The following is a 17,128-nucleotide window of genomic DNA, read 5'->3' on the forward strand; positions in this document are numbered from 1 at the left end:
GTCGCCGGAGGCCGCCGCCACCGGCAGAACCGAATGGCCGTGTCCCCAGGAGCCGTTGAGGTGCCGGCCGGCCTTCGTCCACGAGGAGAGAAGGGCGGCTCATGTCCGAGGAGGCGGGCAGAGGTGTTCCTCGGTGGCGCGACCTGGTGCCCGGGATCGTGGCCCTGTGCGGCTACCGGCGCGCGTGGCTGCGGGGCGACCTGCTGGCCGGCGTCACGGTGGCCGCCTACCTGGTGCCACAGGTGATGGCGTACGCGGGTGTCGCCGGGCTGTCGCCGGTCGCCGGGCTGTGGGCGATCCTGCCCGCCCTCGCCCTGTACGCGCTGTTCGGCTCGTCCCGCCTGCTCTCGGTCGGGCCCGAGTCCACGACGGCCCTGATGACCGCCACGGTGGTGGGCCCGCTCGCCGCGGGCGATCCCGGGCGCTACGCTCCGCTGGCGGCCGCTCTCGCCGTCGCGGTCGGACTCCTCTGCCTGGTGGCACGGGTCGTGCGGCTGGGCTTCCTGGCCGACCTGCTCTCTCGCCCGGTCCTGATCGGCTACATGGCGGGCGTGGCAATGATCATGACGGTGGACCAGTTGCCGAAGCTCACCGGCGTGCGGACGGCCGGCTCCAGGTTCTTCCCTCAACTGCTGTCGTTCGTCACCCACTTGTCCGAAGTCCAGTGGGCCACCGTGGCCCTGTCCACCGCGGTGCTCGTGTTCCTCTTCGCGGTGTTCCGGTACGTCCGTGCCGTGCCGGGTCCGCTGCTGGCCGTGGTCCTCGCCACGTCCGCCGTGGTGGTGTTCGACCTCGACGGCACCTACGGCGTCAAGGTCATCGGCGAGGTACCGTCCGGGCTGCCCTCGTTCGCGATGCCGGAGCTGGGCGAGTTGCCGGGCCTGGTCCTGCCGGCTCTCGGCGTACTCATCGTCGCGTACACCGACTTCGTCCTCACAGCCCGCGCGTTCGCCGGACAGGGCGACGCCGAAAGCCCGGGGCTCGACGCGGACCAGGAGTTCCTGTCGCTGGGCGCCGCGAACCTCGGCGCGGGCGTCCTGCACGGCTTTCCGGTGAGCAGCAGCGCGAGCCGTACCGCGCTGGCCGCCTCGGCGGGTGCCATGAGTCAGGTGTACTCCCTGGTGGCGGGGGGTGTGGTGCTGGCCGTCCTGCTCTTCCTCAGCCCTCTGCTCGCCCGGACGCCGTCCGCCGTCCTCGGCGCGCTCGTCGTGTACGCGGCCGTCCGCATGGTGGACGTCGCCGGATTCCGCCGCCTGGCGGCCTTCCGGCGCCGGGAGGTCCTGCTCGCGCTCGGCTGTCTTGCCGGTGTCCTCGCGCTCGACATCCTCTACGGCGTCCTGGTGGCCGTCGGGCTCTCGGTGGCGGAACTCCTCACCCGCGTGGCCCGCCCGCACGACGCTGTCGAGGGCCTGGTCCCCGGCCTCGCGGGCATGCACGACATCGACGACTACCCCACGGCCCGCACGATCCCGGGCCTCCTCGTCTACCGCTACGACTCCCCGTTGTTCTTCGCCAACGCCGAGGACTTCCGGCGCCGCGCGCTGGCCGCCGTCGACGAACAGAGCGAGCCCGTCCGCTGGTTCGTCCTCAACGCGGAGGCGAATGTGGAGGTCGACATCACCGCCCTCGACGCGGTCGACACCGTGCGTCGGGAACTGGCCCGCCGTGGCGTCGTGTTCGCCCTCGCCCGCGTCAAACAGGACCTCCTCGACGACCTCAGGGCGCACGGCCTGGCGGACTCCGTCGGCGCGGATCTGATCTTCCCCACGCTCCCCACCACGGTCGACGCGTACCGGAAGTGGCGCGACGATCAGTAGGCCGGGGTGAGGCCGTCGCTGTCCGGTGTCAGCGTCCGTCCGGCGGTCACGGGCTCGCCCCGGGCCGGGCGTCGGTCGTGCGGGGACCTTCGGCCCTGGGCCGGGAGCCGATTCCGTCCGATCGTGGAAGTGACGGCCGGCGCCGAGCCGATCCGAACCGCGGTGAGGAGCACGCGATGTCACACACAGGCGAGTGGAAGGTACGCCTCCACCTCTTCGAGGAGGACGACGGGACGACCAAGGCGCACGTGGTCCTGGACACCGGCGTCACGGAACTGTCCGGCAGGGGAACCGCGCACTGCAATCCGGCGGACACGAACGTCCCGGAGATCGGCGACGAACTGGCGGTGGGCAGGGCGATGACCGATCTCGGCAGGCAGCTGCTCACCACGGCCGACCGGGACGTCCGGGCCGCGGCCGGGACCCGGCCGCCCGACCGGCAGACAGCCGGATGGCCTGTCTGATTTCCGGAGGAGGCCTGGTCGCGGGGCCGGCCGGGCTCCGGGAACCCGCGGCACCACACCGTCTTCGGAGCGGAGCGAGTCGCAGGTGCGGGTCCCGTCACTCAGAATGGGTGTCACGGTGGCCGTCCCGCGGTCACAGAACCTCACCCGGGCGACAGGGGGAGGAGCCATGAAGGTAGGAGTGCTGACCGGCGGCGGCGACTGCCCCGGTCTCAACGCCGTGATCCGCGGTGTGGTCCGCAAGGGCGTCCAGGAGTACGGGTTCGAGTTCGCCGGCCTGCGGGACGGCTGGCTCGGCGCGCTCCGGGACGACGTGAGACCACTGGGCATCCCCGAGGTGCGGGGCATCCTGCCGCTCGGCGGGACCATTCTCGGCTCGTCGCGGACCAACCCGTTCAAGCACGAGAACGGCGTGCGGCGCATCAAGGACACCCTCGCCGCGCACGGCATCGACGCCCTCGTGGTCATCGGAGGCGAGGACACGCTCGGGGCGGCGGCCGAACTGAGCCGGCAGGGTATTCCTCTGGTCGGCGTGCCCAAGACGATCGACAACGACGTTCCCGGCACCGACTACACCTTCGGCTTCGACACGGCCGTGGGCATCGCTACCGAGGCCATCGACCGCCTCCACACCACCGCCGAGTCGCACATGCGCACCCTGGTCGTCGAGGTGATGGGCCGCCACTCCGGATGGATCGCCCTGCACGCGGGTGTCGCGGGCGGCGCGAACGTGATCCTCGTCCCGGAGCGGCCGTTCGACATCGAGCAGGTCTGCGCCTGGGTGAAGAGCCGCTTCGAGTTCCATTACGCGCCCATCGTGGTGACCGCGGAGGGTGCCGTGCCCAAGGAGGGCCAGATGGTCCTCAAGGACCGGTCGGTGGACGAGTACGGCCACGTGCGGCTGTCCGGGATCGGCGAGTGGCTGGCGCGCGAGATCTCGCGGCGCACCGGCACGGACGCCCGCACGACGGTCCTCGGTCACGTCCAGCGCGGCGGCACGCCGAGTGCCTTCGACCGCTGGCTGGCCACCCGCTTCGGGCTGCACGCCGTGGACGCGGTCAGGGAGGGCGCGTTCGGAACCATGGTCGCCCTGCGGGGCACCGGCATCGTACGGGTGCCCATCCCCGGTGCCGAGTCGAGGACCAAGGTGGTCGATCCGTCGCTCTACGACGAGTTCGAGGTCTTCTTCGGCTGATAATTCGAGATGTTCTTCGGCTGATCCACGACCCGGACCCACGCGCTGCACGGCAGACGGAGCGGACCTCTCGCCGGTCCCTGCGTCGCGTGTGTCAGCGGGCGTGCGGTACGACCGCCACGGGGCAGCCGGCGTGGTGCAGCACAGCGTGCGTGACGGGCCCGAGGCGTCCTTCGCCGTCCGGCCTGCCAGTACGGCGGCCCACCACCAGCAGGGCCGCCGTCCGGGAGGCGTTCAGCAGCGCCTCCGCGGGGTGGAGCAGCACCACATCCGTACGAACCGTCACCTCCGGGTACTTTTCCTGCCGGACACCCACCGCGTCGGACAGTCGCAGCACCTCCTGGTCCTCCCAGGTGGCTCGGTCCTCCTCGGTGACGAACAGCGTCCGGGGCGACACCGCCTCGACGGGGAAGGCCCAGGCCTGCACCACCCGGAGCAGCGCCCCACGCGTCCTGGCCGTCTTGAACGCGAAGTCCGCCACCTCGTCGACCGGCCGGTGCGCGTCGAAGCCCACCACGACGTCGGAGCCGTCCGCCGCGCGCGTTCCGTTCCCGAAGTCGCCGGGGCGCCGGCCGGGAACCACCACGACGGGGCAGGTGGCCGCGGCGGCCACCCGGAGTGCCACCGAGCCGACCGCCAGCCCCGCGAAGCCACCCGAACCCCGCGCACCCACCACGAGGAGCCCGGCAGCGTGCGCCTCGGACAGGAGCGCCCCGGCCGGGGCGTCGGCACTCTGCCGGCCCGACACCCGCAGGTCCGGGTGGCGCACGCGCAGGTCCGCGACCGCCTCCTGGACGAGATGTTCGCCCACGCGCCGCAACGTCTCGCCTGCGGGTCCGGCGGAGGGGTCACCCGGAAGCGGAGGGGCTGCGTGCACGAGCCGGAGGGGAACACCCCTCCGCTCCGCTTCTCCCGCCGCCCACTCGGCCGCGGCGAGACCGTGCTCGGATCCGTCAACGCCCGCCAGCACCGGGTGGTCCATCGTGTCCCCTCCTCCACTCGCCGGGTCCGGTCACATCCTCCTCGACCTTTCCCCGACCGGACCCGGCCGCGTCCCGACGGACGGAACTTTCCCCCGCTCGTGTGCCGTTCGGCCCAGCCCGAAGGAAGACCGGGTGCTGCCCGGCCCCGACTCACATCGTCGGCCTCGCCCTCGCGCGTGGCGCGGATATACCCCGTGCGCACGCGTCCTCAGGATCCGGAGGGGGACGGCCGGGCGTCGTCCTTTCGCCAGGTCAGGTTCCCGGCGACCGGGACCGCCCCGTCCACGCCCCGGCACACCTGCTCGACGACGGGACCCAGGCTTCGGTACTCCACCGTGCCGGTGAGTCCGACGTGCCCGGAACGCACTCGCACGTCCACGCCCGCCGGTTCGAGCCTCAGCGTCGCCCGCAGCAGATCCCGGGTGATCTCCTGGCGGATGGCGTCGTCGGAGCGCAGGAAGATCCTCAGCAGGTCGCCACGGCCGGCGGGTAGCCCGTTTCCGCCGGCCGTCCGGCCGAGGCCGCTGGTGTGTCGCGCCGTACCGGCGAAGGTGCGACGGTGTTCACAGGGACCGCACGAGCCGTGGACCGCCCGTCGCGCTCCGTCCGGCGCGATCCGACGTGACTGGCGTGACCGGGGAACGAGCAGCCGAGGGACGGCCGTCCGCGGCACCCATCAGGAGAGGCAGAAGACGCCATGGTCCAGACCTCATGGACGACAGCAGGTGTGTTCACGGGGCCGGGAGGCGTTCGTACGGATGAGGGCGGGACCCTCACCGGGGAGCTGACCGTGCACACCGCCTGGGACAGTGGGCAGGCGGAGGTGAAGGTCCAGTACAGCGGCACGTCGAAGTGGTTCACCCTCACCGGCAGCCCGGTGCCGTGCCCCTCCGGGCCGGAGAGCCGCACCCTGCACCAGACGGTGGTGGAAGCGGTGCGGGCCGGCGGCGGCACCGTCCTGCCACGCGAAGACGGCCCCTGAGATCGGGCCGGGACAGGCGGGGCAGCACGCCCAGGGGCTGCGTCCGGGTCACCCGGCTGCTGCCCGGATGGATCCCGTGGTCCGCTCCCGTGCGGCCAGGCGGGCCGCCGACACGTCACCGGGTGCCTCACGCCTCCCGACAGGAGGATCAGCGCGGCAGGAGTTCGGCGAGCAGACCGCGGACGTGCCGCTCGATCTGGTCGCGGATCGGCCTGACGGCCTCGATCCCCTGGCCGGCCGGGTCTTCGAGCGACCAGTCGAGGTACTGCTTGCCGGGGAAGACGGGGCAGGTGTCCCCGCATCCCATGGTCACCACCACGTCGGAGGCCTGTACGGCTTCCATGGTCAGCACCTTCGGAGTCTCGGCGGAGAGGTCGATGCCGGCTTCCGCCATGGCCTGGACGGCGACCGGGTTGACCGAGGCCGCGGGCGCGGACCCGGCGGAGCGGACCTCGACAAGGCCGTCGGAGAGGTGGGTGAGGAAAGCAGCGGCCATCTGCGAGCGGCCGGCGTTGTGGACGCACACGAACAGGACGGACGGCTTGGTTTCAGGCACGGTGGGAGCTTTCCGGGGTGGCGGCCGGGTCGGCCGCGGGCGAGGGTCGGGGAAAGGAGCGGCGGACGGCGAGGGCGACGTGGACCAGGCCGATCAGGACGGGAACCTCGATGAGAGGGCCGACGACTCCGGCGAGGGCTTGGCCGCTGGTGGCACCGAAGGTCGCGATGGTGACGGCGATGGCGAGTTCGAAGTTGTTGCCGGCGGCGGTGAACGCCAGTGTCGTCGCCTTCGGGTGGTCCAGACCGACGGCGCGGCCGACGGCCATGGATCCGGCCCACATGAGCGTGAAGTACACCAGCAGCGGCACCGCGATCCGGGCGACGTCCAGCGGCTGGGAGGTGATGGCGTCTCCCTGGAGGGCGAAGAGGACGACAACGGTGAACAGCAGCCCGTACAGGGCGAACGGCCCGATCCGAGGGATCAGCTTCGTCTCGTACCAGGTGCGCCCCCTGGCCTGCTCGCCGAGGCGCCGGGTGAGGAACCCGGCCAGCAGAGGGATCCCGAGGAAGATCAGGACGGAACGGGCGATCTCCCACACCGAGACATCCAGCGCGGTCTGCTCCAGCCCGAGCCAGCCGGGCAGGACGGTGAGGTAGAACCAGCCCAGCGCGGCGAAGGCGAGCACCTGGAAGAGCGAGTTCAGGGCGACCAGAACGGCGGCGGCCTCACGGTCCCCGCACGCGAGGTCGTTCCAGATGACCACCATGGCGATGCACCGCGCGAGTCCGACGATGATCAGGCCGGTGCGGTACTCGGGCAGGTCCGGCAAGAAGGTCCAGGCGAGCGCGAACATCAGGGCCGGTCCGACGAGCCAGTTCAGGACCAGGGACGTCACGAGCAGGCGGCGGTCGCGAGTGACGGTGTCGAGGCGGTCGTAGCGGACCTTGGCCAGTACGGGGTACATCATCACGAGCAGGCCCAGCGCGATGGGCAGGGAGACCCCGGTGAGGGTCACCGTGGCCAGCGCGTTCCCGAGGCCGGGCACGAGACGGCCGAGGCCGAGCCCCGCCGCCATCGCGAGCAGGATCCACACGGCGAGGAAGCGGTCGAGGAACGACAGCCGCCCGGCGACCGGTGCGGCCGGCGCCGACGCCCGCGCGGCGGCCGTGTCCGTGCTCACGAGGCGGCTCCGGCGGTCGCGGCCGGTGGCTGTTCGGCCGGGCGGGTGAGGAGCGCGGCGAGCCGGTCGGTCGTCTGCGGCAGCAGGCGGTAGTACACCCAGGTGCCCCGGCGCTCCGAGTCGATGAGCCCGGTCTGTTTCAGCAGCTTCAGGTGGTGGGAGATCGTCGGCTGCGACAGGTCGAAGGCCGGTGTGAGATCGCAGACGCAGACCTCACCGCCCGCGCGGGACGCGATCATCGACAGCAGGCGCAGCCGTACCGGGTCCCCCAGCGCCTTGAACACCCTCGCCAGATCGACTGCCTGCTCCTCGTCCAGCGGGGCGGTCAGCAGCGTCGGGCAGCACCCCTCGCCGCCGGCCTGACCGAGCATCGCGACCTCTTGTTTCGACATGCGTCTATGTTGACGTTTCTCGATCCAGGACGCAAGGTTGCATCGACAGTCATCGAATCAACCCGATCGGGAGTGCTGCCGTGTCCCGTGTCCAGCTCGCGCTCAACGTCGCCGACCTCGAAGCCTCGGTGACCTTCTACTCCAAGCTGTTCGGCGTCGAACCGGCCAAGCGCCGTCCCGGCTACGCCAACTTCGCGATCACTGAGCCTCCGCTCAAGCTCGTACTGATCGAGGGCGAGCCCGGCCAGGACACCCGCCTGGACCACCTCGGCGTCGAGGTCGAATCCACCCGGACGGTCACCGCCGCCACGGACCGCCTCAAGAAAGCCGGGCTCGCGACGTTCGAGGAGAGCGACACCTCCTGCTGCTACGCCCTCCAGGACAAGGTCTGGGTCCACGGTCCCGGCAAGGAGCCATGGGAGGTGTACGTGGTCAAGGCCGACGCCGACCACATGGGCAGGAGCCCCGCGCTCGAAGGCGGAGACGCCTGCTGTGCCGGCCTGCCGGAGCCCGGAGTCGCGCCGTCGGCTCCGGGCTGCGCCTGCGGCGGCTGAAGGTCGCGTACGCGGGTCTGTCCGGCGATCCCGGCCAGATCCGCCGGTGGGCCTGGCCGGCGGTCCGCTACCGGACCGTCGCCGCCGCCGTCGATTGCCGCGCCTGGTCCTCCCCCGTCTCGTCCCGGTCGACGCACTTCGCCAGGCAGCGGGTACGGGAGAGCGTGAAGACGCCGTACGAGAGCAGGGCGACCCCCAGGAGAGCGGGTATGAGCCACAGACCGCGGCGGGGTGACTCCGCGAAGAGGGTGACGCCGAGGCAGAAGCTGACCACGGCGTCCCCGAGGGTGAGCGCGGGCTGCGAGGCGATGAGCGGGCCGCCTTGCATGGCGTAGCCGAGCAGGATGATCGAGAGCGACCCGACGACCGCGAAGGCGTAGGTCTGCCAGGCCAGGAAGAAGGCGGCGGTTCCCTGCCGGGACAGGATGTGGGTCGCGGACTTCACGAACGCCGCCGTGAGGGCATTGCCGACGGCGGCCGCCGCGGCGAGGCAGGCGGCACGGGCCACGCCGTGCGGGCGACGCAGGCCGATGCCGATGAGGACGGCCTCCACCGCGGCGACCGCGAGGATCGTCGGGATCCACCACATGCCGGGAACCTGCTCCCGGCCACCGGTGGGCGCGGCGGAGAAGAGACTGATCGCGAGCCCCGCGAAGATGGCGACGACGGATCCCCACGCCTTCCGGGAGACCTGGACGTGGAAGACCATGCTGCCGAAGAGCAGGGCGAGCGGCAGTTCGAGGATGAAGATCGGCTGGACGGCGGCCAGGCTGCCGAAATTGAGCGCGAGCGCCTGGAACAGGGCCGAGCCGACGACCCCGAGGATGCCTCCGAGCCAGAGGGGATTGCGCACCAGCGCGAGGGCGAGCGCGAAGGGAGAACGAGACTCGGGAGTGGTCGTCGCAGCGCGCCTTTGCAGAACGGTGCCCCAGGCGTTGCTGCCGGCGGCAAGCACGGCACATGCCATCGCGAAAATCATGTCGACCGCATCGCTTCCGGGCTTTGGGCCAGATCCTTTTCCACTCGCCGCGGGGACATGGTTCGCCCTCGCTTCCGGTGACGCCGCGCAGCTGAGCGGCTTCGGCGAGTTTCACCGCGGCAAACGGTGAATTCCGCTCAGAGTCTAGTCACGTCCGTTCGTCAGTGACTGTGTGCGGGCGATCAGCAGAGCCACGTCGTCGTGACTGGAGGGGGCCCGGAGTTCCTGGAGCAGGCGGTCACAGGTGTCCTCGATGGACAGGTCTGGCGGCGACAGCAGCCGGAGGAGGTCGTCGAGGCGCTCGTCGATGGGGTCCTCGCGTGTCTCGACCAGTCCGTCGGTGTAGAGGATCAGCTGGTCGCCGGGGTGCAGGCCGATGGTCGTGGTCTCGAACGGGACGCCGCCGACTCCCAGCGGTGTGCCCGTGGGCAGCTCGAGAAGTTCGGGGCTGCCGCCGGCCCGCTTGAGGACCGGCGGGAGGTGGCCCGCGCAGGCGACGTGCAGGCGGCGGTCCTGCGGGTCGTAGATGGCGTAGACGCAGGTGGCGAGGTACGGATCCAGCCCCTGGATGATCTTGTCGAGGTGGGTGAGGATCCGGGCGGGGTCGAGGCCGAGGTCGGCGAGTGTCGAGGTCGCTGTGCGCAGGCGGCCCATGGTGGTCGCCGCGGAGATGCCGCTGCCCATGACGTCACCCACCACGAGGGCCGTCCGCTCACCATCGAGAGGGATGACGTCGAACCAATCGCCTCCCACCTCGCTGAAGGCTTGTGCGGGCCGGTAGCGGGCGGCGACCTCCAGTCCCGGATGCCGGGGGGAGAGCTGCGGCAGCAGAGTGCGCTGGAGCGTCTCGGCAGTGCTGCGGATGTGCTGGTGCAGTACGGCATTGTCGATGCTGAGGGCGGCCGACGAGGCCAGCTCGCAGGCGAGGGCGAGGTCGTCCTCGTCGAAGGGGTGGGGGTTGCGCGCCCGTGCCATCGCCATGACGCCGATGATCTGGCCCCGAGCGATGAGAGGAACGGCCATGTCGGTGTGGACGCCGGCCTGCGCGAGGAGGCGGGCGGCGTGGTCGTTCTCGGCGATGCGTGAGGTGTCGCCGCTGTTCAGACGGGCGATGAGCACCGGTTCCCCGGTGCGGACACAGTGCGTCGCCGGGTGGTGAACGTGGTACGAGGTCAGGCGGCCGGGAGCCACGATCGCCTCGGCGGCGCCGGTCGGATAGGCCGTCTTCACCGCGAGGGCGCGGAAGACCGCCGGACCGTCCCCGAGGTCCGTGCGGCCCGTCTGCAGGAAGGAATCCAGCAGGTCCACGGCGACCATGTCGGCCAGGTCGGGGACGACGACGTCAGCCAGGTCCTGGGCCGTGGTGTCCACCTCGAGGGTCCTGCCGATCCGGGCCGAACTGCCGGCGATCAGCCGCAGCCGTTGCTGTGCGCGGTCGGCCTCCTGCGCCGCCCGGTAGCGGTCGGTGATGTCCACGACGACGTTGGCGATGCCGAGAACATGCCCTCCCCGGTCCTCCAGGCGGAACAACGACATCGTCCACGCGCGCACCTCGTCCGGGCTGCCGGGAGCCTGGCTCACCACCTGTCGGTCCACCACCGGGACACCGGTCTCCAGGACCTCCCGCATGCTGTTCTCGGCGCTGAGGAACGGTTCTCCGGGCAGGACCTCCCCGAACCGCCGGCCGAGATGATCGGCCTCCGACACCTCGTGCATGGCCGCGAGGGCCGGGTTGACAGCCAGATATCGCAGGTCGACGTCCAGGACGGACAGCCCGATCGGCGCCTGACTGACCAACCGATCGGACAGGGCCAGTTTCCGTTCCAGCTGCAGTAGCGTGGACCGGTCGCTGGCCAGCCCCAGCGCGTAGTGATCGCCCAGGTGGTCCGTCAGCCGCATGTTGCGGAACTCCACCAGGCGCGTGCTGCCATCCTTGTGCCGGACGGGAAACGGCCCGGCCCACGACCGGCCTGTCATCATCACCTCGGCGAACAGCGCGATCGCCGCGTCCCGGTGACTGGGGTCGAGCAGGAGCTGCGCCGCGTACTGCCCCACCGCCTCTTCCCGGGTGTAGCCGAACAGGTCATCGGCCTGCGGACTCCACATGTCGATCCGGCCGTCGGCCTCCAACAGCACCGCGGCGACCCCCAGCAGATCGATCAACGCGCTCGGGTCCGACCCCACGCCCTCGGGGCAGTCATCATCCGGTGCCTGCCGCGCTGGGCTCATGGCGTCGCTCCTCCCGCCGGCCGTGGTGTCGGGATGCCCCTCACAGAAGCCATCCTCTGCCCCCTCGGGGGCCTCGGCCAGCGTTGGCACGCACGCTGCGCAGGCCCGGACGTCTAGGGCCGGCCGGGCGGGACGTTGGAGACCGCCTGGTCGCCGCCCGCGTCGACGCCCCCGCCTTCCTGCAGCCGTCGCTCTCGATCCACGGGGACGTTCGCGGGCTTCACGCCGCCTTGCCGAGGGGATCGGCGGTCAGGAGCTCGTAGGTCTCCGTCAGACGCAGGACGTGCTCGACCCGGGGATGGAGCCCGCCGACCACGACCTGGCCGCCTTCGGCGAGCAGGCGTCTGCGCAGTTGCAGCATGAGGTTGAGTCCGCTGGAGTCCATGAACGTCACCCCGGACAGGTCCAGGTGGAGCGTTCTGCCGCCGAGCGGGATGACGAGTGTGGCTTCCCCGAGTACGGGGCAGGTGGTCAGGTCCAACTCCCCGGCCACGGTGACCACCGTCCGGTCAGGGTACTGCCGAGTGTTCACGGTGAGGTTCTTCATGGTTCGCCTCGAATCCGAGGTCGAGCCCATCACACCCCCGACGAAGGGGCATCAAGCGCGCGACGCGGGCCGCGCACAGCCGAGCGAAACAACCCGCATCCCGCCCCGGCCATCGTGATGGCCTCGAAGAGAACGCAGGGTCTCCCACCAGACCAGGCTGGTTGTCCCCGAAGCCTCCCACGGGCCCGGAACCCGACACCAGCCCACACCCTCGGCGACCGAGCCCCGGCCCAAGCCACACCCGCGAACATCATCGAAGTGTGTACGGCCGCATGTCCCCGCCGGAGCCCGACCGGACGAGGCCGTACACGAGCTGATGCGCCCGTGGCGACGAGTGGGTTGACGGTGCTTCGGCACCCCCTCTAAGTTCACGGCTTATAAAAAGAGGTGAACCCTGTGTGTCACCTCACTGGTCGTCCACCGCGGTCGCATCAGCCCCCGCCTTCGGAACGCCCGCCCGATCCAGCGCACCCGTACCGCTCGCCCGGCGTCGGACGAGCGGATCCCGCCTGCTCCCGCCGGGCGGCAGGCGACACCCCCCACCCGATCAGGAGTTCCCGTGCCTCTGAGACACCCCCACTGGTGGCGACCGCGCTCCCGGACCGCCGACCCCGCGGCGCGCGGCCGTCGGGCCACGCTCGCGCTGACGGCGACGGCGGTCGGCGCGCTGCTCGCGCCCGTCGCTCTGACCGCAGTGAACGCGCCGGCGGCCCAGGCGGCCGGCGCTTCCGTTCAGGTGTACTTCAGCTCGGAGTCGACCGCCTCGGGGTTCGGCCCGGCCAACGCGAACTGGTTCACCAACCCGGCGACGGGGCTCGCCTCGACCCGGTACCAGCTGTCGCGGCAGTCCGACCTCACCACGGCCACCGCCTCGGGCACGGCCACCATCACCGCCGACACGGCCACCCGTTACCAGTCGGTCCTCGGGGTCGGCTCCTCGCTGGAGGAGTCGACGATCTACAACCTGTCCCGGATGAGCGCCTCCGCGCGTACCGCGGCGCTGCGCAAGCTCGTCGACCCGGTCAACGGCGCCGGATTCAACATCGCCCGGATCCCGCTGGGTTCGAGCGACTTCACCGCACGGCAGTTCTACACCTACGACGACGGCGCGGCCGACCCGAGCCTGTCGCGGTTCTCCCTCCAGAAGGACATCGACTACCACATCATCTCGGTCCTCAAGGAGGCAAAGGCGATCAACCCCAACCTGCTGTTGTTCGGCAGCGTGTGGAGCCCGCCTGCCTGGATGAAGAACAACAACAGTCTGATCGGCGGCACCCTTCCCGACGCGAACATCCCCGTCCTCGCGACCTACTTGCGCAAGGCCGTCACCGCCTACGCGGGGCAGGGACTGCCGTTGTACGCCGTCACGATGCAGAACGAGCCGCTGTTCTCACCGCCGGACTACCCGGGCATGACGCTCACCGCCGACCAGGAACGCAGGATCGCCACCGCGCTGCGCACCGAGCTGAACGGCAACGGCGCGTCGGCCACCAAGATCTGGGCCTTCGACCACAACTTCGGCGACGGCCCGAGCTACACGGCCGGGGTCCTCGGCAATCCCGGCTCGCCCAGCAGCGCGTTCAACTCGGTCGACGGCATCGCCTTCCACGACTACGGCGGCGATCCGACCGCCATGGGACAGGTCAGGTCGAGCTACCCGACCAAGGACGTGGCCATGACCGAGCGTGCCGTGTGGGGCACCGCCGGCGCGGACCGGATCGTCCAGTACTTCCGCAACCAGTCGATCATGTACCAGGACTGGGTCACCATGCTCGACCAGAACCGCAGCCCTGAGCAGTGGTCCGGCGCACCCGACCCGACCATGTTCATCCAGTCGCCGGGCAATCCGGACACGTACTGGGCACTGCCCGAGTACTACATCGTCGGCCAGTTCTCGAAGTTCATCGCACGCGGCGCCACCCGGGTCGAGACGAACAACGGCACCAGCGGCAGTGTCACCAACGTCGCCTTCCTCAACCCGGACGGCAGCCTGGTGACCGTCGTGGTCAACCAGACGGCCTCCAACCAGCCCTTCACCCTGCGCGCCAACGGCCAGCAGATCAGCAGCACACTGCCCGCCAAGACGGTGGGCACGTACATCTGGCCCGACGTCGGCGGTGGCAGCACCGGGCCCGTCGACCCGACGAAGTGGTACACGGTCACCAACACCAACAGCGGCAAGTGCGTCGACGACACGGCCGGTTCGACCGCCAACGGCGCCGCCGTGCAGCAGTGGACCTGCGTGCCCGGCAGCACCAACCAGCAGTGGCAGTTCCAGCCCACCGACAGCGGCTACTACAAGGTCGTCAGCCGCAACGCGGCCGGCGCCGTCTGGGACGTCACCGGAGGAACGGGCGCCGGCAACGGCGCGAAGATCCAGCTCTGGGCCTACGGCGGCGGCACCAACCAGCAGTGGAAGCCGGTACCTGGGGCAGGCGGCACCTACACCCTGACGCCACGCAGCAGTTCCTCCCAGTGCCTGGACGTCACCGATGTCTCCACCGCCGACGGCGCCCGGCTCCAGCAGTGGAGCTGCTCCGGCGGCGCCGCCCAGTCCTTCACACTCACCGCTCAGTAGGCCAGATCGGCGCTGCCCGCTGCCCGGCGTCCTGCGTTCCGCGGGACGCCGACAACGTCCTGCGCGAGTTCGCACCGCGGACCGCAGCCCAGGCCACTGTCGGGGTCGCGGAGCCGGGGCGGCACACCCGGCTCCCACACGCTGCGCGCGACAGGCGTGCCGGGGCCTCTCATGACGGTCCGGGTGACCGTTGTCCTCCACGCCGACGCCGGTGCCTTCTCAGGAGCGCTCCCCAACGCCTTCCGGATGCCCGGCACCCACGCGACCCCGCCGACGGACCCGCACGACGGCGACATCACTCACGACCCGTCCTACGGCCTCTTCGACCCCGGCTACATCAACCAGCTTGCGTCTCGCGGGTCACCCCACAAGGTGTCATGGCACCACTGCCCGGGTGGATTTACGGTCGGGTACTTTCCGTACGCACGGAGAGATCGTTGTCGGCCGTGTAGTAAGGGCGGACGACCGTGCCGCCGATCAAGGCCGTGGGGAGGACGAAGATGTCCTTGCGCTCCGCGACGTCGTCGAGGAGGCGGCCGATCCGGACGGAGGTCTCACCGTCGATCCTGACGGACAGGTCCCAGACACGGTTCCCGGTACCGGCGTCACCGGCCAACTCCGCGTAGTCCACGGTGAAGGAGAACCGGTGGCCGTCCTTCTCGGCCGTCGGCACGACGGTCCGCTCGGTGCCGCTCCCGCTCCGCACGCGCAGCCGTACGGCCGGAGCCTCGCCGAGGGTGGCGCCGTGCAGCCGTGCCTTGACGGTCATCGAGCGGTCCGTGACGTGGACGCCTTCGACCTCCGCGTGGGCGGTGCGCAGCCACGCCCGCACCGCCAGATAGCCGTCCCTGGTGACGTACGGGACGCGCACGGCCACCGGTGACGGTCTCTCGCGCAGGTGGCCGTCGACGAGGGCTCGAAGGTCCCGCAGCCCCGGGCGCAGTCGCAGCCGTGGTGCGCCTGGTCCGGGGATCAGGTAGACGTCCCACCGGCCCTCGGCGAGCGTGGGTTCCGGCTGCAGGACGGCGGACGGTCGACCGTCCGTGGCCGGTTTCAGGTCGAGAACGTGGAGGACCTCTTCGGACTGCCCCTTCCTGGGGCGAAGTCGCAGCAGCAGACGGCCCGTTGCCGACGGCGCCCGCAGCGCGAAGGTGAGGCGGCCGTCCGGGCTTGCCGTGCAGTCGGTCTGGAGGTCGGCCATGGTCGTCGTGCCCTGTTCGGTGGTCATCGCTTTCCCCTCCGTACCGTGTGCAGCGCACCGGACGCCACCACCCTCGCGAGGTCGCGTGCGGCGAAGCCCTCGCTGACCAGGGCCCGTTGTACCCGTCCGCGTTCCCCCGCCGCTCCTCGCCCGGACCCCCGTGCGGCCACCGCCTCGTCGATCAGGCGCTCGACCCGCTCCACGATCGCTTCGGGGTCGAACCGTCGCGCGTTCTGCCGTGCCATGCGGCCCATGTGCCGGCGTCGCTCGTCGTCCTGTACGAGTTCCAGTAGTGCGGCGCTCAACGCCTCGCGGTCGTCGACGGGGACGAGCAGGCCGTCGGCGCCGTCCTCGATGATCTCGCCGGGTCCGTACGGGCAGTCGGTGCTGACGACCGGCAGACCGCAGCGCATCGCCTCCACGATGGTCATGCCGAACGCTTCGAAGTCGGCCGCGGTCGCGCCGATCGATCCCTTGACCCACTCCGCCTCCATGGGCGCGGCCGCTCCCATCAGGAAGGCGTGGTCGCTCAGGCCTAGGTCCTCGATGAGCTGCCGCAGCCGCGCATGTTCCCCGCCCCTGCCGTAGATGCGCAGTCGCCAGTCCGGGTGGGCGGCGGCGACCGGGGCGAACGCCTCGACGAGGAGGTCGTAGCGCTTCACCGGGACCAGTCGGCCGGCGGCGACGATCACCTTCGAGGAGCCGTCCGCGGCGGGCAGCACCGGGGCGGGGACACTGTTCGGGAGGGCCGTCACCCGGACGCCGGGCAGGCGCATCTTGCGCCGGTAGGAGACGGCGTCCGCCTCGGTGACGGTGGTCAGCACGTCGAGCCGGCGGTAGGCCCGGCGCAGCGCGATGCGCAGCCGGGGTGAGTGGCTGTCGAGGGTGAGGTGTTCCTGCCCGATGCGGACGACGTGCTCCGGCGCCTGGCGTGCGAGGTGCACGTTGAGCCCCGGCCGGGTGCCGATGACGACCTCGGCGTCGGTCTGCGCCAGACACGCGCCGATCCGCAGGTCGGTCAGTTCGCTGTACTGCCCGTAGCGGATCTCGGCGGCGGGGAACACCCGTGCCGGCTGGAGATGCAGCGGATGTTCCTTCTCGTGTCGCAGGTCCACCAGCGCCCTCAAGGACACGCGCGGGTCCAGGGCGAAGGTCGGGCGTTCGCGGTGCCGGAGTACGGAGACGATCTCCACCTCGTTCCGGTCGGCGAGTGCCTGGGCCAGGTTGAACGTGGTGGTGATCGTGCCTCCGATCCCGTAGGCGTTGTGGAGCAGGAACGAGATCTTCATGGCGAATTAGACCGCGACGGACCCCACTTCGTTGCCTGCTTTTACCGGTCCGTTGTCTTGTAGGTCATGTGTCCGTGTGGTGGCTGTCGCCGGCCTTCGTGCGCGGGAGCCAGCCACACTTGGAACCCGTTCGAAGTGTTGAGGGCGCCACGCCGCCGGGACCTACGGTGCTGCACGTCAGCACGAACGAACTGCCGCGGCACACCTCGTCGCAGCAACGGACCAGGGAACCCAGGGGG

General features: G+C 70.8%; 16 protein-coding genes. 6 read left to right on the forward strand and 10 right to left on the reverse strand.

The genetic code is table 11. The features are described from left to right. The first annotated feature begins 101 nt into the window (after positions 1-101). The 3 genes from ACIRQ9_RS32935 (at position 102) to ACIRQ9_RS32945 (ending at position 3,476) form a co-directional block, all read left to right on the forward strand. Entirely contained in the window at positions 102-1,817 is a 1,716-nt protein-coding gene (locus tag ACIRQ9_RS32935) for a SulP family inorganic anion transporter (RefSeq protein WP_404181796.1), read from the forward strand. A gap of 176 nt (positions 1,818-1,993) precedes the next feature. Then, positions 1,994-2,281 (forward strand): DUF1876 domain-containing protein, encoded by a 288-nt coding sequence (locus tag ACIRQ9_RS32940; RefSeq protein ID WP_404181799.1) that lies wholly within the window; start codon positions 1,994-1,996, stop codon positions 2,279-2,281. A 169-nt stretch (positions 2,282-2,450) separates the two neighbouring features. Next, entirely contained in the window at positions 2,451-3,476 is a 1,026-nt protein-coding gene (locus ACIRQ9_RS32945; protein WP_404181802.1) for a 6-phosphofructokinase, read from the forward strand. A gap of 94 nt (positions 3,477-3,570) precedes the next feature. Here the strand turns inward: ACIRQ9_RS32945 and ACIRQ9_RS32950 are convergent, their stop codons facing one another. Beyond that, positions 3,571-4,458: a universal stress protein gene (locus ACIRQ9_RS32950; RefSeq protein ID WP_404181805.1), complete on the reverse strand. Its 888-nt coding sequence runs from the start codon at positions 4,456-4,458 to the stop codon at positions 3,571-3,573. Positions 4,459-4,667: 209 nt separating this feature from the next. Continuing rightward, entirely contained in the window at positions 4,668-5,132 is a 465-nt protein-coding gene (locus tag ACIRQ9_RS32955) for a BON domain-containing protein (protein WP_404181808.1), read from the reverse strand. A gap of 24 nt (positions 5,133-5,156) precedes the next feature. Here ACIRQ9_RS32955 and ACIRQ9_RS32960 point away from each other — a divergent pair, with 24 nt between their 5' ends. Next, a complete protein-coding gene (locus tag ACIRQ9_RS32960; protein WP_404181811.1) occupies positions 5,157-5,441 on the forward strand; it encodes a hypothetical protein in 285 nt (94 codons plus the stop codon). A gap of 148 nt (positions 5,442-5,589) precedes the next feature. On the opposite strand, the gene ACIRQ9_RS32965 is transcribed toward ACIRQ9_RS32960, so the two are convergent. Genes ACIRQ9_RS32965 through ACIRQ9_RS32975 form a run of 3 tightly spaced genes read right to left on the reverse strand, consistent with a single transcriptional unit; the run spans position 5,590 to position 7,512 of the window. Beyond that, entirely contained in the window at positions 5,590-5,997 is a 408-nt protein-coding gene (locus ACIRQ9_RS32965) for an arsenate reductase ArsC (protein WP_404181813.1), read from the reverse strand. Beyond that, complete coding sequence (gene arsB, locus ACIRQ9_RS32970; protein ID WP_404181816.1) at positions 5,990-7,120, reverse strand: ACR3 family arsenite efflux transporter; 1,131 nt, start codon at positions 7,118-7,120, stop codon at positions 5,990-5,992. Before arsB ends, ACIRQ9_RS32965 begins: the two co-directional genes overlap by 8 nt. After that, positions 7,117-7,512, reverse strand: a complete 396-nt coding sequence (locus tag ACIRQ9_RS32975) for an ArsR/SmtB family transcription factor (protein ID WP_404181819.1) — start codon at positions 7,510-7,512, stop codon at positions 7,117-7,119. The genes arsB and ACIRQ9_RS32975 overlap by 4 nt, the downstream gene beginning before the upstream one ends. An 80-nt stretch (positions 7,513-7,592) precedes the next feature. Between ACIRQ9_RS32975 and ACIRQ9_RS32980 the strand changes: the two genes are divergently transcribed. Then, positions 7,593-8,066 carry an ArsI/CadI family heavy metal resistance metalloenzyme gene (locus ACIRQ9_RS32980; protein WP_404181822.1) on the forward strand — a complete coding sequence of 158 codons (474 nt, stop codon included), beginning with the start codon at positions 7,593-7,595 and terminating at the stop codon, positions 8,064-8,066. A gap of 67 nt (positions 8,067-8,133) precedes the next feature. Here ACIRQ9_RS32980 and ACIRQ9_RS32985 read toward each other — a convergent pair whose 3' ends face one another. From ACIRQ9_RS32985 to ACIRQ9_RS32995, 3 genes are all read right to left on the reverse strand, one after another. Beyond that, on the reverse strand, positions 8,134-9,045 hold the full coding sequence (locus ACIRQ9_RS32985) for a DMT family transporter (RefSeq protein WP_404181824.1): 912 nt from the start codon (positions 9,043-9,045) through the stop codon (positions 8,134-8,136). A 144-nt stretch (positions 9,046-9,189) separates the two neighbouring features. Beyond that, the gene (locus ACIRQ9_RS32990; protein WP_404181827.1) at positions 9,190-11,274 is read right to left on the reverse strand and encodes a SpoIIE family protein phosphatase; all 2,085 of its coding nucleotides are present in this window, start codon (positions 11,272-11,274) and stop codon (positions 9,190-9,192) included. Between the two features lie 220 nt (positions 11,275-11,494). Then, positions 11,495-11,806 (reverse strand): STAS domain-containing protein, encoded by a 312-nt coding sequence (locus ACIRQ9_RS32995; protein ID WP_404181830.1) that lies wholly within the window; start codon positions 11,804-11,806, stop codon positions 11,495-11,497. 574 nt (positions 11,807-12,380) lie between these two features. On the opposite strand from ACIRQ9_RS32995, the gene ACIRQ9_RS33000 reads away from it, so the two are divergent. Beyond that, on the forward strand, positions 12,381-14,399 hold the full coding sequence (locus ACIRQ9_RS33000) for an RICIN domain-containing protein (protein WP_404181833.1): 2,019 nt from the start codon (positions 12,381-12,383) through the stop codon (positions 14,397-14,399). A 400-nt stretch (positions 14,400-14,799) separates the two neighbouring features. On the opposite strand, the gene ACIRQ9_RS33005 is transcribed toward ACIRQ9_RS33000, so the two are convergent. Together ACIRQ9_RS33005 and ACIRQ9_RS33010 are read right to left on the reverse strand one after the other, a co-directional pair. Further along, on the reverse strand, positions 14,800-15,627 hold the full coding sequence (locus ACIRQ9_RS33005; RefSeq protein WP_404181836.1) for a transferase: 828 nt from the start codon (positions 15,625-15,627) through the stop codon (positions 14,800-14,802). After that, complete coding sequence (locus tag ACIRQ9_RS33010; protein ID WP_404181839.1) at positions 15,624-16,889, reverse strand: glycosyltransferase family 4 protein; 1,266 nt, start codon at positions 16,887-16,889, stop codon at positions 15,624-15,626. The genes ACIRQ9_RS33005 and ACIRQ9_RS33010 overlap by 4 nt, the downstream gene beginning before the upstream one ends. Positions 16,890-17,128: the final 239 nt, after the last annotated feature.

The organism is Streptomyces sp. NPDC101237 (assembly GCF_044767465.1).
GTDB classification, from domain to species: domain Bacteria; phylum Actinomycetota; class Actinomycetes; order Streptomycetales; family Streptomycetaceae; genus Streptomyces; species Streptomyces gramineus.

Coding starts and splice junctions, on each gene's coding strand:
- ACIRQ9_RS32945 (WP_404181802.1), top strand. CDS start 2,451: ATGAAGGTAGGAGTGCTGACCGGCGGCGGCGACTGCCCCGGTCTCAAC.
- ACIRQ9_RS32985 (WP_404181824.1), bottom strand. CDS start 9,045: ATGATTTTCGCGATGGCATGTGCCGTGCTTGCCGCCGGCAGCAACGCC.
- ACIRQ9_RS33010 (WP_404181839.1), bottom strand. CDS start 16,889: ATGAAGATCTCGTTCCTGCTCCACAACGCCTACGGGATCGGAGGCACG.
- ACIRQ9_RS32940 (WP_404181799.1), top strand. CDS start 1,994: ATGTCACACACAGGCGAGTGGAAGGTACGCCTCCACCTCTTCGAGGAG.
- ACIRQ9_RS32990 (WP_404181827.1), bottom strand. CDS start 11,274: ATGAGCCCAGCGCGGCAGGCACCGGATGATGACTGCCCCGAGGGCGTG.
- ACIRQ9_RS32935 (WP_404181796.1), top strand. CDS start 102: ATGTCCGAGGAGGCGGGCAGAGGTGTTCCTCGGTGGCGCGACCTGGTG.
- ACIRQ9_RS33005 (WP_404181836.1), bottom strand. CDS start 15,627: ATGACCACCGAACAGGGCACGACGACCATGGCCGACCTCCAGACCGAC.
- ACIRQ9_RS32950 (WP_404181805.1), bottom strand. CDS start 4,458: ATGGACCACCCGGTGCTGGCGGGCGTTGACGGATCCGAGCACGGTCTC.
- ACIRQ9_RS32960 (WP_404181811.1), top strand. CDS start 5,157: ATGGTCCAGACCTCATGGACGACAGCAGGTGTGTTCACGGGGCCGGGA.
- ACIRQ9_RS32975 (WP_404181819.1), bottom strand. CDS start 7,512: ATGTCGAAACAAGAGGTCGCGATGCTCGGTCAGGCCGGCGGCGAGGGG.